At 69.9% G+C, this 15,278-nt stretch carries 11 protein-coding genes; 4 read left to right on the top strand and 7 right to left on the bottom strand.

Translation table 11 applies throughout. The features are described 5' to 3' along the window. The first annotated feature begins 11 nt into the window (after positions 1-11). Positions 12-413, top strand: a complete 402-nt coding sequence (locus FHS23_RS17820; protein ID WP_183657044.1) for a hypothetical protein — start codon at positions 12-14, stop codon at positions 411-413. A gap of 150 nt (positions 414-563) precedes the next feature. Here the strand turns inward: FHS23_RS17820 and FHS23_RS17815 are convergent, their stop codons facing one another. Further along, on the bottom strand, positions 564-1,298 hold the full coding sequence (locus FHS23_RS17815; protein ID WP_343054044.1) for an HNH endonuclease: 735 nt from the start codon (positions 1,296-1,298) through the stop codon (positions 564-566). 218 nt (positions 1,299-1,516) lie between these two features. Here FHS23_RS17815 and FHS23_RS17810 point away from each other — a divergent pair, with 218 nt between their 5' ends. The 3 genes from FHS23_RS17810 to FHS23_RS17800 all read left to right on the top strand — a co-directional run bounded on the left by FHS23_RS17810 (position 1,517) and on the right by FHS23_RS17800 (position 3,499). Beyond that, positions 1,517-2,509, top strand: a complete 993-nt coding sequence (locus tag FHS23_RS17810; protein ID WP_183657040.1) for a mechanosensitive ion channel domain-containing protein — start codon at positions 1,517-1,519, stop codon at positions 2,507-2,509. 110 nt (positions 2,510-2,619) lie between these two features. Next, complete coding sequence (locus FHS23_RS23330; RefSeq protein ID WP_183657037.1) at positions 2,620-3,024, top strand: globin domain-containing protein; 405 nt, start codon at positions 2,620-2,622, stop codon at positions 3,022-3,024. Between the two features lie 211 nt (positions 3,025-3,235). Continuing rightward, positions 3,236-3,499 (top strand): hypothetical protein, encoded by a 264-nt coding sequence (locus tag FHS23_RS17800; RefSeq protein WP_183657034.1) that lies wholly within the window; start codon positions 3,236-3,238, stop codon positions 3,497-3,499. A 195-nt stretch (positions 3,500-3,694) separates the two neighbouring features. Here the strand turns inward: FHS23_RS17800 and FHS23_RS17795 are convergent, their stop codons facing one another. The 6 genes from FHS23_RS17795 to ssb all read right to left on the bottom strand — a co-directional run bounded on the left by FHS23_RS17795 (position 3,695) and on the right by ssb (position 15,195). Next, positions 3,695-4,330 carry a DUF8010 domain-containing protein gene (locus FHS23_RS17795; protein WP_183657031.1) on the bottom strand — a complete coding sequence of 212 codons (636 nt, stop codon included), beginning with the start codon at positions 4,328-4,330 and terminating at the stop codon, positions 3,695-3,697. Next, complete coding sequence (locus FHS23_RS17790) at positions 4,323-4,760, bottom strand: acyl-CoA thioesterase (protein ID WP_183657028.1); 438 nt, start codon at positions 4,758-4,760, stop codon at positions 4,323-4,325. Before FHS23_RS17790 ends, FHS23_RS17795 begins: the two co-directional genes overlap by 8 nt. Next, entirely contained in the window at positions 4,757-9,697 is a 4,941-nt protein-coding gene (locus tag FHS23_RS17785) for an NAD-glutamate dehydrogenase (protein ID WP_183657025.1), read from the bottom strand. The genes FHS23_RS17790 and FHS23_RS17785 overlap by 4 nt, the downstream gene beginning before the upstream one ends. A 108-nt stretch (positions 9,698-9,805) precedes the next feature. Continuing rightward, positions 9,806-12,724, bottom strand: a complete 2,919-nt coding sequence (locus FHS23_RS17780; RefSeq protein WP_183657022.1) for a hypothetical protein — start codon at positions 12,722-12,724, stop codon at positions 9,806-9,808. Positions 12,725-12,948: 224 nt separating this feature from the next. Beyond that, complete coding sequence (ettA, locus tag FHS23_RS17775) at positions 12,949-14,625, bottom strand: energy-dependent translational throttle protein EttA (RefSeq protein WP_183657020.1); 1,677 nt, start codon at positions 14,623-14,625, stop codon at positions 12,949-12,951. A gap of 129 nt (positions 14,626-14,754) precedes the next feature. After that, positions 14,755-15,195: a single-stranded DNA-binding protein gene (gene ssb / locus FHS23_RS17770; RefSeq protein ID WP_183657018.1), complete on the bottom strand. Its 441-nt coding sequence runs from the start codon at positions 15,193-15,195 to the stop codon at positions 14,755-14,757. Positions 15,196-15,278: the final 83 nt, after the last annotated feature.

Raw genomic sequence — 15,278 nt, 5'->3', positions numbered from 1 at the left:
AGGAGGCCCACATGTTTCACGTCCTGAGCCCCGCCGCGACGAGCGACAACGCGACGTCGACGGACGTCGCCCGCCCCGCCGAGCTCGGAACGCGAGTCACGCGCGGTACCCGCGTCACGTGTGGCACCCGAGTGACAGCAGGCACGCGCGTCACGCGCGGTACACGGGTGACCCGCGGCACCCGCGTCACCATGGGCACACGGGTGACCCGCGGCACCCGCGTCACCATGGGCACCCGAGTCACCCGCGGCACCCGCGTCACCATGGACACCCCCGCCACCATGGGCACCCGAGTCACCCGCGGCACCCGCGTCACCATGGACACCCCCGCCACCATGGGCACCCGAGTCACCCGCGGCACCCGCGTCACGATGGGCACTCGCGTGACGATGGGTACCCGCGTCACCGTCTGATCTCCTACGACCCGGCACGCCGCCGCGCCGTTCCCGCATCGGCGACGTGCACGACGAAAGTCGCAGACATCGCTCCGGCGGCCGCGTTCCACGCCGCCGGAGCTTCTGCGTGCGCCTGCCCGACTACTCAGTGCCGGGACGGCCGACACGCTAGGCGGCCGGCGCTCCGAGGTACGGCCGCCATTGCGGATCGGTCTCCTTCGCGTGCGCCAGCAACCGCCAATGCGGCCCGTGCGGGGCACGCGGAATGGTCCGCATCGTCCAGCCGAGCTCCGAGAGCAGGTTGTCCGCCTTGCGGTGGTTGCACTTGGCGCAGCAGGCCACGCAGTTCTCCCACGAGTGTTCGCCGCCGCGGCTGCGCGGCTGGACGTGGTCGATCGTCTCGGCCCGGCCGCCGCAGTAGGCGCAGCGGAAGCGATCGCGATGCATCAGACCGGCACGCGTGAGCGGCACCTGCGCTCGATAAGGTACCCGCACATAATTCGACAACCGGATCACCGAAGGCACGTCCACGGTCATCGTCGCGGCGTGCAGCGTGAGTCCCGAGGGATCTTCGTGCACGACTTCGGCCTTGCCGCAGACCAGCAGGACGATCGCCCGGCGTAACGGCAGCGCCGTCAGCGGTTCGAACGTCGCGTTCAGCAACAGGACCCGGCGTTTGCCCCAACCAGGACCGGACGAACCAGAGCCGGCCTCACGGGAACGCCATGCCCCCGGCGTTCGAGGAACCCTGCCCGCGCGCGGCGGGCCGGTGGGATGCGGCCCCGTCGGAGCCGTTCCACCGCGGTTCGCGCCGGACGCCGGCGCGCACAGCATGACCTCCGACGCCGTCCCGGCCGGCTGCCGGGGGTGAGCGCCGTGAGGGCTCGGTTGTCGGTCTGGCACGCGACCACCTCCACCGGTGCTGCCCTAGTCGACCACACATCGCCCCTGGAACGCACGTGTGTTAACGCACGTGTCCACTCCGAGTACCGTGGCTGTGGAGTTCGACGTGGCCAACATGCCTTACCCGTACCCCGACGGGACCACTGAAGTGGGCGGCATCACACCCCCTCATGATCATGTTCGCCACGCCCATGTTATGGAAGGAAACGCTTCTCCCCGTGGACCAGTTGCTCAGCGAACCCCCGTCCTGCATTCAGGAGGCGGGCACCTGGTGCCAGCAGATCTGGCAGCTCACCGGTAACGAATGGCTGGCCGGTTCGGCGAACTGGCTCATCGCCAAACCGTTCACCATCCTCGTCATCGCGGTCATCGCGTTCACCGTGCGGCTGTTCATCCGCAGGCTCATCGACCGAATGACCCGCACGCCGGAAGACGACGGCAAGGACAAGACCAGGACCCCGGCCCTGCTGAAGCCGCTCAAGGAGAAGGCCCCCGATCTCGTCGGGCCCGGCATCCTCGAGCGCCGCAGGCAGCGCGCCAGGACCATCGGCTCGGTGTTGAAGTCGATCACGACCGTCGTCGTCTACACGATCGCCGTGGTGCTCATCCTCGGCGAGTTGGGCATCAACCTCGCGCCGATCCTCGCGTCGGCGGGCATCGTCGGTGTCGCCGTCGGGTTCGGTGCCCAGAACCTCGTGCGCGACTTCCTGTCCGGCATCTTCATGATGCTGGAGGACCAGTACGGCGTGGGCGACGTCGTCGACGTCGGAGAGGCCATCGGCACCGTCGAAGCCGTCGGCCTCAGGATCACGACGTTGCGCGACCTCAACGGCACCGTCTGGTACGTGCGCAACGGCGAGGTGCTCCGCGTCGGCAACTTCAGCCAGGGCTTCGCGGTCGGTGTCGTCGACATCCCGGTGGCCTACGACGCCGACCTGGACCGTGCGACGAGGATGCTCCAGGAGGTCCTCGCCACGTCTGCCGAGCGGGAGGACCTCGCGCCGGACATCCTCGAACCCCCCACGGTGCTGGGCGTCGAGAGCGTCACCCCCGAGGCGGTGCTGCTGCGCCTGACCGTGAAGGTCCGGCCCGGCAAGCAGTGGGCCATCCAGCGCGCGCTGCGTGCCGACGCGATGGCCGCCTTCGAGCGGGCCGGCTTCCAACCGCCGCTGAAACGACTGTTCCAGAGCGGCGGCGGCACGGGTGCCTGACCCACGAGGACAATGGACCGCAGCCCTGTCATCGTCCGAGACGTCCCGGGGTTCGAAAAGCCCCCCGGGGTCGAAAAGCCCCCGAGTTCGAAAAGCCGAGGTATTCCGAAGTGTCTGAGGCCAGCGACGGATCCGCCGACCCCCGCACGTTCTACGACGCGGTGGGCGGTGAGGAGACGTTCCGGAAGCTGGTGGCGCGGTTCTACGCCGAGGTCGCCGACGACGAGGTGCTGCGCCCGCTGTATCCCGAGGAGGATCTCGGCCCGGCCGAGGACCGGTTGCGGCTGTTCCTCATGCAGTACTGGGGCGGGCCGCAGACCTATTCCGAGCAGCGCGGCCATCCGCGGCTGCGGATGCGGCACGCGCCGTACAAGATCGGGCCCATCGAACGTGACGCTTGGTTGCGGGCGATGCGCATCGCCGTCGACGAGACCGGAATCGCCGAGCCGTACCGCACACAGCTGTGGGACTACCTCGAGATGGCGGCCCAGTCGATGATGAACAGCTGGGTCTGATCAGCGGGCGTGATCGCCGGCGCCACCCCTCGATCGCCGCCGTTGACGGTTCGCCACTTGGCCTGGTTCGCACCGTGCGTAACCGTCTGCGGCGTCGAAAACGGCGTTGCGACGTCCCACGCCACTGGTACCGTCCGGCACAGGAGCCGAACCGTAGCGTCGTGCTCCGGAACGGCGCCACGTAAAGGGCACGATGTACGAGGGGTTATCGATGCCACGCGACCCAGGTCGTGACGATCCCGAGGGTGAACAACCGGGCGTCTGGGAAATTCGCATCGGCGTCTACGCCACCGAAGCCGAAGCGAACGAGCTCAAAGAGCGGTTCGTCCGGCTGCTGTGCCCCGATCCGGAGCACGAGCCTCCGTGCCCTGTTCCGTGGTCTTCGTGGGTCGTCCACGAATCGGACCTCGAGGATCCGCACTTCTACGCCGAGCTCACCAAACAGGGCGAAGCGGAACGACACCTCCGGACGTGACGCCCTGATCGGCGAGCGCCTCGAGTCCGGTGAGCAGGGCTCGCGGTCAGCCTTCCGCGCCCATGCCCATGTCGCCGATCCCATCGGGGTCGAAGGACTGGTCGGCGTGCTCGTCGTACGCCTGTCCTCCGACCATGACACCGGAATCGGTCCGTGCCGGCGATTCGCCGCCGGTCACCCGGCCGGCGAGTGCGCTCAGAACAGCAGCGGCAGCAGGGCGTGCCTACGGCGGACGACCGCACCGTAGCGGCCGTCGAGCCGCAACCACGCGTCGGTGGCCGCCACGCGCACGACGTCGCCGGAGACCGACGAGTCGACGAAACCCATGCCGGACATCGCGAACAGGCACCGCATCGGCACCTCGAGCTCGGTGTCGTCGCCGGACACGGTGAGTACCGTCTGATCCATCAACGACGCGGGTGGGGTTCCCTGCGGGCCGACGTTCTCCCTGGCGAGCGCGACGCCGCGGTCGGCCAGGTCGGCGACGACGGCCGCGGGCAACGTGTCGACCTGTCGCCATCCCTTGCCTGCAGGCAACTCGGACCGCCACAGCAGGTCCCGGGACGGTCCCGGGTCCATCCGCTCGCCGGGTGCGACGGTCAGCGCCGCGAGGAGCTCCGATCCGGACACGGTCACGTCGCCCGGCTCGACGTCGCCCTCCACCGCCCGCGTCACGAGCACCTCGAACGGTGTGCTCGCCCAGGCCTCGAGCACACCGGGTGCGCGCATGCGCAACCGCACGATCGCCTGCGCGTCGAGCCGCACCGCCCTGGCGATGAACGCGCCCAGCGACTCGCGGTCCGCGGGATCGGGGATTCGCAGCTCAGGCACCGTCGGCCTCCGGGATGTGTTCCGTCAAGAAGTCGCGTTCCTGCGCGACGAGCCTGCGCGGCCGGGCCGCACCGACGTCGTACGGCGCCAGCAACGTCCACGCCGTCACCGCGACCGGGTCCGATGCGGACGGTCCGTTGTGGACACGGTAGGCCAGGGTGAACGAGGCCTGCCGCAGTCGCGGCATCGTGATGCCGACGCGCAGCTGTTTGCCGTCGACGATCACCGGCGCCTTGTAGTCGACGCCGAGCTTGACCACGACCGTGCCCTTGGCGAACTCGCCCAGGCCCCGCGCGGTCGCGTCGTCGAACAGCAGCGGCACACGCGCCTCCTCCAGGAGTGTCACCATGCACGCGTGGTTGACGTGCCCGAAGGCGTCCATGTCGGACCAGCGGGGCCGCACGTGTGTCACGTATTCCGCGGCACTCATCCGACGGTGCTCCGGATCTGGCGTGCAGCGACCGACAGCGTCGCGAGGTCGATCCGCCCGGACCGGGAGATCTCGTCGAGCGTGACCCGCGAACGCGCCAGCCGGGAGGCGTTGGCCTCCTCCCACTTGGCGATCTTGTCGTCGACCGAGTCGCCGGGGTCGCTGTGCCGCAACGCATCCAGGGTGATCGCGCGCAGGGAGCCGTACAGGTCGTCGCGCAGGGCGAGCCTGGCCAGCGCGTGCCACCGGTTGTCGCGCTCGAGCTGGTTCACCGACGCCAGCATGTGGTCGAAACCCAGGTGGTCCGACAGCGCGAGGTACAGCTCGGCGACGTCCACGGGCGTGCCGTCCCCGTCCGGCTCGGCGAGCTCCGCGACCTCCGTGATGTCCAGCAGGGCGTAGCCGAGCAGCAGCTCACTCACGCGCTCGGCGAGCTCGGTGGGCACGCCTGCCTCGGTCAGCCTGCCGACCTCGGCGCGCACCTTCTCGGACTCTCGCCCGCGCACGAGCTTGCCCAACTCACCGGTCAGCGCACGCACCGGTTCGCCGAACCGGTTGATCTCGGCCCCGACGGGCAGCGGCTGCGGCCGGTTGGTCAGGAACCACCGCGATGCCCGATCGAGCAACCGGCGGGTCTCCAAGGTCATTTCGTCGGCGATCTCGGTCGCCACGACGTTGTCGAGCTCGGCGATCGCCTGCCACACCTCGGGTAGACCGTAGACGTTCGTGACCACCGAGTAGGCCCGCACCGCGTCGGTCGCCGTCGCGTTGAGCTCCTCGGCCAGGCGGAACGCGTACGTCAGCCCCGCACCGTCGACGACCTCGTTGACCAGCCATGTCGTCGTGATCTGCCGCAGCAGCGGATGCTTGGCCACCGAGGCGCCGAACCGGTTGCGCAGCGCCGACGGGAAGTACTCGACGGCGCGGCGGCTGAACACCTCGGCGTCGGGCAGTTCGCTGGCGAGGATCTCGTCCTTCAGGTCCAGCTTGACGTGCGCCAGTACCGTGGCCAGTTCGGGCGAGGTCAGCCCCTCCTCAGCCTGTTCGAGCTCGCCGAACCCGGCGTCGGTGGGCAGCGCCTCGAGTTCGCGGTCCAGCGCACCCTTCGCTTCGAGCGCGCCGACGAGCCTGCGGTGCACCGACACCATCGAGTCGGTGTGATGGCGGGAGACGCCGAGCACACCGTTCTGCGTGTAGTTGTCCCGCAGCACGAGTTCGCCGACCTCGTCGGTCATCACTTCGAGCAGCGCGTTGCGCTCGGAGACGTCCAGCTCCCCCGTCTCGACGAGCTTGTCGAGCAGGATCTTGATGTTGACCTCGTGGTCGGAGCAGTCGACGCCTGCCGAGTTGTCGAGCGCATCGGTGTTGACCTTGCCGCCGGCGCGGGCGAACTCGATCCGCCCGCGCTGGGTGAGCCCGAGGTTGCCGCCCTCACCGATGACCTTGGCGCGCACCTGGGAGCCGTTGACCCGGACGGCGTCGTTGGCCTTGTCGCCCGCGTCGGCGTGCCGTTCGTCGGACGCCTTCACGTACGTGCCGATACCGCCGTTCCACAGTAGATCGACCGGTGCCTGCAGGATCGCGTGGACCAGTTCGGCGGGCGACATGCTCTCGACGCCGGGTTGCAACCCGAGCGCCTGCGCCACCTGCGGCGTGATCGGGACGGTCTTCGCACTGCGAGGGTAGATCCCTCCACCCTCGCTGATGAGCGACCGGTCGTAGTCGTCCCACGTCGAGCGCGGCAGTTCGAACAACCGCGAGCGCTCGGCGAACGCACTGGCCGCGTCGGGGTTCGGATCCAGGAAGATGTGCAGGTGGTTGAACGCGGCCACGAGGCGGATGTGCTCGGACAGCAGCATGCCGTTGCCGAACACGTCGCCGCCCATGTCGCCGATGCCGACGACCGTGAAGTCCTGGCTCTGCGTGTCCACCCCGAGTTCGCGGAAGTGCCGCTTGACGCTCTCCCACGCCCCCTTCGCCGTGATGCCCATGGCCTTGTGGTCGTAGCCCACGGACCCGCCCGAGGCGAACGCGTCGCCCAGCCAGAAGCCGTAGCTCTTGGCGACCTCGTTGGCGATGTCGGAGAACGTCGCCGTCCCCTTGTCCGCCGCGACGACGAGGTAGTTGTCGTCGCCGTCGTAGCGGACGACGTCACGCGCGGGCACCGTCACGCCGTCGACCAGGTTGTCGGTGAGGTCCAGCAGGCCGGAGATGAACATGCGGTAGCAGGCGACGCCCTCCGAGTGGTGCGCCTCCCGGTCGAGACCCGCGTCTCCCGTCGCGACCGGCGGCCGCTTGACGACGAACCCACCCTTCGCGCCGACCGGCACGATGACCGCGTTCTTGACCGCCTGCGCCTTCACCAGGCCCAGCACCTCGGTGCGGAAGTCCTCCCGACGGTCCGACCAGCGCAGCCCGCCCCGGGCCACCGAACCGAACCGCAGGTGGACACCTTCGACCCGCGGCGAGCAGACGAAGACCTCGTACGCCGGGCGCGGTTCGGGCAGGTCGGGAACCTGTTGGGGGTCGAGCTTGAACGCGAGGTACCGGCGCGGGTTCCCGTCGGCGTCGGTGACGCGGTAGTTCGTGCGCAGTGTCGCCACGATCACCGACAACAGCCTGCGCAGGATCCGGTCCTGGTCGAGACTCGTGACCTCGTCGATCATCGAGTTGATCTCGTCGACCTGTTCGCTCGCACGGTCCTCGCGGTGCGCGTCGTCCGGACCGAACCGGGTTTCGAACAGCCGCACCAGCGCCGTGGCGATGTCGGTGTGCGCCAGCACCGTCGTCTCGATGTAGTCCTGCGAGTACGGCGAACCCGCCTGGCGCAGGTACCGGGCGTACGCGCGCAGCACCGCGACCTGCCGCCAGTCGAGTCCGGCACGCAGCACGAGGGCGTTGAACCCGTCGACCTCGGCGTCACCGCGCCATTCGGCCGCGAACGCGTCCTGGAACCGCACCTGCAGGTCGTCCTCGGATTCGACCGCGGCGAGCACGTCGGCATCGATGCGCAGGCCGAAGTCGTAGATCCACAGCCGGGCACCGTCCTCCCGCGACAGTTCGTACGGCCGCTCGTCGACCACCTCGACGCCCATGCGCTGCAGCAACGGCAGCATCGTCGACAGGGTCACCCCGTCGCCCTGGGTGTAGAGCTTGAACCGGCGCTCGCCCGGCGCCGCGTCGGGCGGCAGGTAGAACGACATCCGCACGTCGCCGCGCCCGTCGAGGGACTCCAACATGCGCAGGTCGCGCAACGCCGACTCGGCGTCGAAATCCTCTTTGTACGCCTCCGGGAACACCGTGGCGTAGCGATGCGCCTGCTCGGTGGCCGACTCCTCGCCCGCGAACGTGACGGCTTTGCCGTCCCCGGCGCGCTCGCGCCGTTCCGCGAGGATCGCCTCGACCATCAGGTCGTCCCAGCTGCGCATGGCCTCGGAGAGCCGCTCCTGGATGCGCAGGGTCTCGGGCTCGACGGTCGCGGCCGGGTCGGTGTGGACGGTGAAGTGCACCTGCGCGAGCTGCGTCTCTCCCAGCCGCGTCGCGTACTCCAGATGGGTGCCCTCGAGCTCGTCGAGCAGCACCTGCTGCATCGCCAGCCGCGACCGGGTCGTGTACCGGTCGCGCGGCAGGAACACCAGGCACGAGTAGAACCGGCCGTACGTGTCGCGCCGCAGGAACAACCGCAGCCTGCGGCGGTCGGCCAGCGTGATGGCGCCCGTGGCCGTGGCGTACAGCGAATCCGGATCCGCCGAGAACAGATCCGCGCGCGGCCAGTTCTGCAGCACCTCGAGCATCCGCTGACCGGAGTAGGACTGCATCGGGAACCCGGCGCGGTGGATGACCTCCCGCACTCGGCGCTCGACGACCGGGATATCGAGCACGTCCTCGTGCAGGGCGGTCGTGGTGAACATGCCGAGGAACCGGTGCTCCCCGGTGACGTTGCCGTCGGCGTCGAACGTCTTGACGCCCACGTAATACGGGTAGATCGGACGGTGCACTGTGGACGGTGCACCGGCCTGTGTGAGCACCAGCAGTTCCGGTTTCAGCGCCTGCGCCGTCGAATCCGGTCCCGCGGTGAGGTTGCGCGCGGCGAGACTGTCCTGTCGCAGCACGCCGAGGCCGGACGCGAGCACGGCACGCAGCGCAGGCTCGCCGCCGTCGTCGATCACCTCGTAGTGCCGGTAACCGAGGAACGTCAGGTGGCCGTCCGCGAGCCAGCGCAGCAGCTGCGCACCGTCGTGGACCTCCTGCTCGGGCCGTGGCGGAGGCGTGTTGTCGAGTTCGTCGGCGAGCGACAGCGCGGCCGCGGCCATGCGATCGGTGTCCTCGACGACCTCGCGCACGTCCTCGAGCACCGCCAGCAGCCGGTGCTCACAGTCGCGCGCACGGTCCACATCGGTGATCGTGTCGATCTCGAGGTACATCCACGACTCGACGATCGCGCCCGTAGGCGGCCGCTCGACGTCGCCACCGGGGTGGAGCTGCTGCAGACCGCCGGACATGTCGCGCGTGACCAGCATGATCGGGTGGACGATGCGCTGCACCTGCACGCCGCCGCGCGCCAGCTCGGCCACGACCGAGTCGACCAGGTACGGCATGTCGTCGGTGACGACCTGGATGACGGTCGATTCGCTGGACCAGCCGTCCTCCGCGGTCGTCGGGTTGAACAGCCGCAGCGCCGGCCTGCCCGGTACACGGTTGCGCGCCAGTTCGAGGTGCGAGCGCACGGCGCCCACGAGATCGCCGGGGCTCTCACCGATGATCTCCTCGGCGGGAATCAAGCGGTAATAGTGACCGATGAGATCGGCGATGTCCGGGGCCTGCGCCGCCGCGCTGGCGACGAGGTCGTCCCGGAGTTGTTCCGGGCTACGCCGGCTGGGCGTGGGGCCTTCCCGCACCGCGTCCTGTGGACGGGCCTGGACACCGGTCGAGCTCATGTCGGGCAACGCAACTCTCCAACTCTGGCGATGACAGCGCGGACGTGCCGTTCGGTCGTCGCCACTGTATCGGGACGCTGCCCTACGGGTCGCCGGATGGCGCAGGTCTTATCGATCGTGACGCCGACCGCGGGTGTGGGCGTGTGCACTGCCGTTGCGGCGGCTGCCGTTCACGCCCGCCCCGCTGCCAACGGTGTGGTTCTCCCGATCGTGCCCGCCCGGCGTCGACGCGAGGGCGGCACCGGACGCGACCTGGTGTTCCGCGAGCGCGCGGGCGAGCAGTTCCGCCAGCCCGGCGTCCTCCGGTGGCTCGTCGAGCGGGAGTTCGTGCCGCGGCAGGTCGGGAACACCGCCCGCGGGCTGCGCGTCGGCAGACTGCACGTCCGCGGGCTCGGCGTAGGAGGGTGCGGCCTCGGCGGGTTCGGATTCCGCCGGTTCGGGTGCGGAGACCGACGGGGCAGAGCGGGTTCCCGCGGAGTCCGCGGGCGCGAACTCCGCGGCGCCCGTGTCCCCTACCGCGGGTTCCGGTGTGGCGGGTTCCGAGACCGCTGGTTCCGACGCCGCCGGCTCCGGCGCGGTCGGTCCCGGCTCGGCCGCACGGGTGTGGCCGCCGACCGGGTCCCCGTCCGCGGTGAACCCGTCAACGGGCAGTAACGGCGGGGGCAGTTTTACCCGTGGCAGCCAGGGATCGGCCACGGATTCGCCGACCGGCGCATCGGAGTCGTCGGCGGACCTGTCCCTGCCGGAACCGGCGGTATCGACCTGAGCCGCCGACGGATCCCGGATGTCGTCGTTGACGGCGGGCAGGATCGCCGTCGCGTCGTTCTGCGGCGCGGAGGCGGTCGCGGCGGCCAGGATCGGTTCGACACTCGCCCCGGCGGTCCCCGAATCGAGGACGTCGGGCGACGCGGGCTCGGTCGGCGACGACTCCGGCGACGCCGGTTCTCCGGACGACACCGGCTGCGATGCCGCCTCGCTGGTGCCCCCGGTGTCGGTCGAATCGGGGCCGGAGGCGTGACGCCGGCCGCCGCTACGCGACGGGGAGATGCCCAGTCGGTCCAGCACGGAGCGCGCGGTGACCGAGCCGTGTTCGACGTCGTGCCGTCGCCGCTTCCGTGAGCCGGACTGTTCGGATGCTGCGCTGTCGTGCCCGGACGAGTTCTCGTCCACCGACGCGCCCGCCTCCGCGACGGACGCGGGCCCAACGGGTTCGGCGACAGGGGGCTCGGACGCGGGGGGCACGGACATACGGGGCGCGGACACCGAGTGTGAGGACACGGTGGGTGCCGACACGGTGGGGCCGGCCGCGGCGGGTTCCGAAGCCGTGGGTTCGGACGCGAAGCGTTCGTACGTGCTGGGTTCCTCGGCGGCGGGTGCGGTGGCACCGGCTTCCGTGGTCACGGGCTCGGCGGCTGCGTGCCCCGCAGCCGCGGAAGCGCCGTCGATCGCGCTGCCGCCGGCCTCCGCCCGAGCACTCGCCTTCGCTGCCGCGGACCGGGTGCTCGCTTGTTCGTCGAAGCGCGGGATCACGGGCATGACCATCGTCGACTCGGCCGCGCCCTCGGCCGGTTCGGTCGTCGGTGTCTCCTCGTCCGCCGCTGGCCCCGGAGCGTTCGCGTGCGCACGGTCGGTATCGGCGCCCGACGCCGCAGAGCCGGCGACGGCCGCTCCGTTGCGCATGGCCGCACCGTGGCCGTTGATCGGTGAATGACCGTTCGCGAGAGCGCTACCGTTGACCCCGGCCGGAGCGGCTGCCGCTGCCCGGCGGCCGGAGGCTCCGTTGGCCGGCGCGAAGTTGGCCGGCGCGAAGTCGGCCGGCGCGGACCGCTCGCCGCCTGCCGACGGCACGCCTGTATGTCGCACGGCGCCGTTGACGGCGGTCGTCTCCGCGGCGGCCTGTGCGGTCTGCTGTGGGCGTGCCGAGGTCACGATCTCCGCCAGATCCACCGGCGCCTGTTCCCCGGAGCCGAACTCGCCGTGCAGCACCGCGCGCGCCTGGCTGCGTGCGCGTGCGTACCGCTGTTCGGCAGCCCGTGCGTTGTGCAGGCACGTCACGGCTTCGGAGGGGTTCCCGATGCGTTCCTCGACGTTGGCCAGTTCGAGCCACAGTCGTGACACCACCGCGTCGAGGTCGTGGCGCACGACGCTGTACAGCGCGTCGCGCAGCATCGTGGCGGCGGATTCGGCGACACCGTTGGTCAACAGGGCCCGGGTGGCCAACGCGGTTCGCAGCCACGCCGTCGGTGCGACGGCGGCGGCACGTTCGGGTTCGTCGAACAGGGGCTGAGCGGCTTCCAGGGCGGGTTCGCCGTCGCCACGGTCCAGTAGTGAGCACACGAGTTCGAGGACGAGCCGGACCCTGGCGACACCGCCGTCGCGTGAGGGATCCGCCATGCGGTCCAGAAAACCGATGCCGGTTCTGGCCGCGTCGGCGGCACCCATCGTGTCACCGTGTCGCCTGCGGTGCGCGGAGACGCCGAGGCGGATCATGCCACGCGCCATGAGCTTGTCGTCGTCGTGGAGCGTGGCGTCCCCGGCCACGAGCCGGTCGCCTTCGAGCAGCACGCGGTCGAGCTCGGCCTTGCGTCCCAGCGTGCCGAGACAGCCGACGAGGTGGCACAGCGCGGTCGCGCGGCGCACGGTCGACAGGCCGCTGACGGTGAGCACGGGCCGCAGGATCGCCAGCCCGGTGAGCGGCGCACCGACACTGCGCGCACACACCGCCAGGTCGGTGCGGACCTGCGCGGCGATCACCGGCAGTTCGGCGTCCTCCGCGGCCCGCAGCGCGGCCACCGCGCGACCAACAGTCGACGCCCGGTGGCCGAGCAGGACGTGCGCATGGACGACCGTGGCCTCGGCACGGACCCACAGCGCGTTCGCGCCCGCGGCCTCGGCCAGGCTCGCGGCCCGTTCCCCGAGGATCGCCGCGAGTTCCGGCGCACGCCATTCCATCGTGTCGGCACGGTCGAGGAGCTGTTCCACCGCGGCCAGGTCGCCGACACCGGAGGTGAGGTCGTCTCGGTGCACACCACGAGGAACCGCAGTGTCGCGGCCGTTGACCGCGTGCGTACCGGCCGACTCAGTGGCAACCACGGGGACTCCGCTCTGTGAGGCCTTCCATTCCTGCAGACGGGCGTGCCGACGAGCCGGCGGTCCCGAACCGGGTACCCGTACGCGGGTGACGCGGCCCGGCCGCCGACTCGTGAGAGACCGACCCTATCCAACGTTGCAGCGGTCCCTGGCCCGGGTGATCAGTCCCGGGTGAGCTTGCGGTGGGTCACGCGGTGCGGGCGCGCCGCGTCCGGACCCATGCGCTCGATCTTGTTCTTCTCGTAGCCTTCGAAGTTGCCCTCGAACCAGAACCACTTCGCCGGGTTCTCCTCGTCGCCTTCCCACGCCAGGATGTGGGTCGCGACGCGGTCGAGGAACCACCGGTCGTGGGAGATGACCACGGCGCAGCCCGGGAACTGTTCGAGCGCGTTCTCCAGCGAACCGAGCGTCTCGACGTCCAGGTCGTTGGTCGGCTCGTCCAGCAGGAGCAGGTTACCGCCCTGCTTGAGGGTCAGCGCCAGGTTGAGGCGGTTGCGCTCACCACCGGAGAGCACGCCTGCCTTCTTCTGCTGGTCGGGTCCCTTGAATCCGAACGCGCTCACGTAGGCGCGCGACGGCATTTCGACCTGGCCGACGTTGATGTGGTCGAGCCCGTCGGAGACGACCTCCCACACGGACTTGTTCGGGTCGATACCGGCCCGCGTCTGGTCCACGTAGGCCAGCTTCACGGTGTCGCCGATCTTGACTTTGCCTTCGTCCGGCTCCTCGAGCCCGACGATCGTCTTGAACAGGGTCGTCTTACCGACGCCGTTCGGGCCGATGACGCCGACGATGCCGTTGCGCGGGAGCATGAACGACAGGTCGTCGATCAGCAGGCGGCCGTCGAAGCCCTTCTTGAGGTGCTCGACCTCGACCACCGTGTTGCCCAGCCGCGGGCCCGGCGGGATCTGGATCTCCTCGAAGTCGAGCTTCTTGTTCTTCTCCGCCTCCTCGGCCATCTGCTCGTAGCGCTCGAGACGCGAGCGGGACTTGGTCTGCCGCGCCTTGGCGTTGGAGCGCACCCATTCCAGCTCAGACTTGAGCCGCTTCGCGAGCTTGGCGTCCTTCTTGCCCTGAACCTCGAGGCGCTCCCGCTTCTTCTCGAGGTACGTCGAATAGTTGCCCTCGTAACCTTCGACGCTGCCCCGGTCGAGCTCCATGATCCACTCGGCGACGTTGTCCAGGAAGTACCTGTCGTGCGTCACGGCGAGGACGGCGCCCGGGTAGTTCGCGAGGAACTGCTCGAGCCACAGCACGCTCTCGGCGTCCAGGTGGTTGGTGGGCTCGTCGAGCAGCAGCAGGTCGGGCTTGGACAGCAGCAGCTTGCACAGCGCGACACGGCGCCGCTCACCGCCGGACAGGTGTTCCACCGCCTCGTCTCCGGGCGGGCAGCGGAGCGCGTCCATGGCCTGTTCGAGCTGCGAGTCGAGCTCCCACGCGTCGGCGTGGTCGAGATCCTCCTGCAGCTTGCCCATCTCGGCCATGAGCTCGTCGGTGTAGTCGGTCGCGAGCTGCTCGGCGATCTCGTTGAACCGGTCGAGCTTGACCTTGATCTCGCCGAGGCCCTCCTCGACGTTGCCGCGCACGGTTTTCTCCTCGTTCAGCGGCGGCTCCTGCTGGAGGATGCCGACGCTGGCGCCCGGCTGGATGAACGCCTCGCCGTTGCTGGGCTGGTCGAGTCCCGCCATGATCTTCAGGACCGTCGACTTGCCCGCACCGTTCGGGCCCACGACGCCGATCTTCGCGCCCGGGAAGAACGCGGTGCTGACATCGTCGAGAATCACCTTGTCCCCGACGGTCTTGCGCACCTTCTTCATGGTGTAGATGAACTCGGCCATACCGCGATCGTAGAGCCGAGCCGCGAACCGACTGACGGCGCCTCGCCTTGTCGCGGGCGACACGGGGTCGTCCGCGAGCCGAGGCGAGGCGACGGTCCGCGGCCCGGCGCTCCGCGGTGGCGGACGCGATCACGCCGCCGAGGCGGCCGCGACCACCGGCTCCGCCGCGTTCCCGGCTCCGTGACCAGTCTCGGGACGGTTCCTGTCGCGGGAAGGCCGCCGGACACTGCTGGTGCACCACGACAGGTTCGGGCCCACGGCCTGCGCGTCGAGCTCGGCGACCGTGCGTGATTGCCCGTCCGTGACGAACTCGGTCGTGTACAACCGGCCGCTCACCACGACGGGGTCGCCTTTGGCGAGCGAGTCCCGCACGTTCTCGGCGAGCCGCCGCCAGCACGACACCCGCACGGCGAGGGAGCGGCCGTTGCACCACTCCCCCGACTCCTTGTCGTATCGCCGTTCGTTGCTGCGCAGCCAGAATCCGGCCACCGGGCCGCTGTGGGTGTCCTTCACGACCACGTCGCTGGAGATGTTGCCCACCACGGTCACCGTGGTCTCACCGATCGCCATTGCCGTTCCTTTCTCGCGGGGTTTCGGTGGGTTCCACCGTGCCCTGCGAGAGCGCAGCGCAGCGCCGACGCGGCGAATCTGTG

The sequence above is a fragment of the Prauserella isguenensis genome, from assembly GCF_014191605.1.
Taxonomy (GTDB): Bacteria; Actinomycetota; Actinomycetes; order Mycobacteriales; family Pseudonocardiaceae; genus Prauserella; species Prauserella isguenensis.
The sequence above is the reverse complement of the archived record's forward strand: the minus strand, read 5'-3'. Positions and strand labels throughout refer to the sequence as shown.

Bases quoted from the DNA above. Each gene is read 5' to 3' on its own strand.
- FHS23_RS17820 (WP_183657044.1), top strand. From the start codon at position 12: ATGTTTCACGTCCTGAGCCCCGCCGCGACGAGCGACAACGCGACGTCG.
- FHS23_RS17800 (WP_183657034.1), top strand. From the start codon at position 3,236: ATGCCACGCGACCCAGGTCGTGACGATCCCGAGGGTGAACAACCGGGC.
- FHS23_RS17790 (WP_183657028.1), bottom strand. From the start codon at position 4,760: ATGAGTGCCGCGGAATACGTGACACACGTGCGGCCCCGCTGGTCCGAC.
- FHS23_RS17785 (WP_183657025.1), bottom strand. From the start codon at position 9,697: ATGAGCTCGACCGGTGTCCAGGCCCGTCCACAGGACGCGGTGCGGGAA.
- ettA (WP_183657020.1), bottom strand. From the start codon at position 14,625: ATGGCCGAGTTCATCTACACCATGAAGAAGGTGCGCAAGACCGTCGGG.
- ssb (WP_183657018.1), bottom strand. From the start codon at position 15,195: ATGGCGATCGGTGAGACCACGGTGACCGTGGTGGGCAACATCTCCAGC.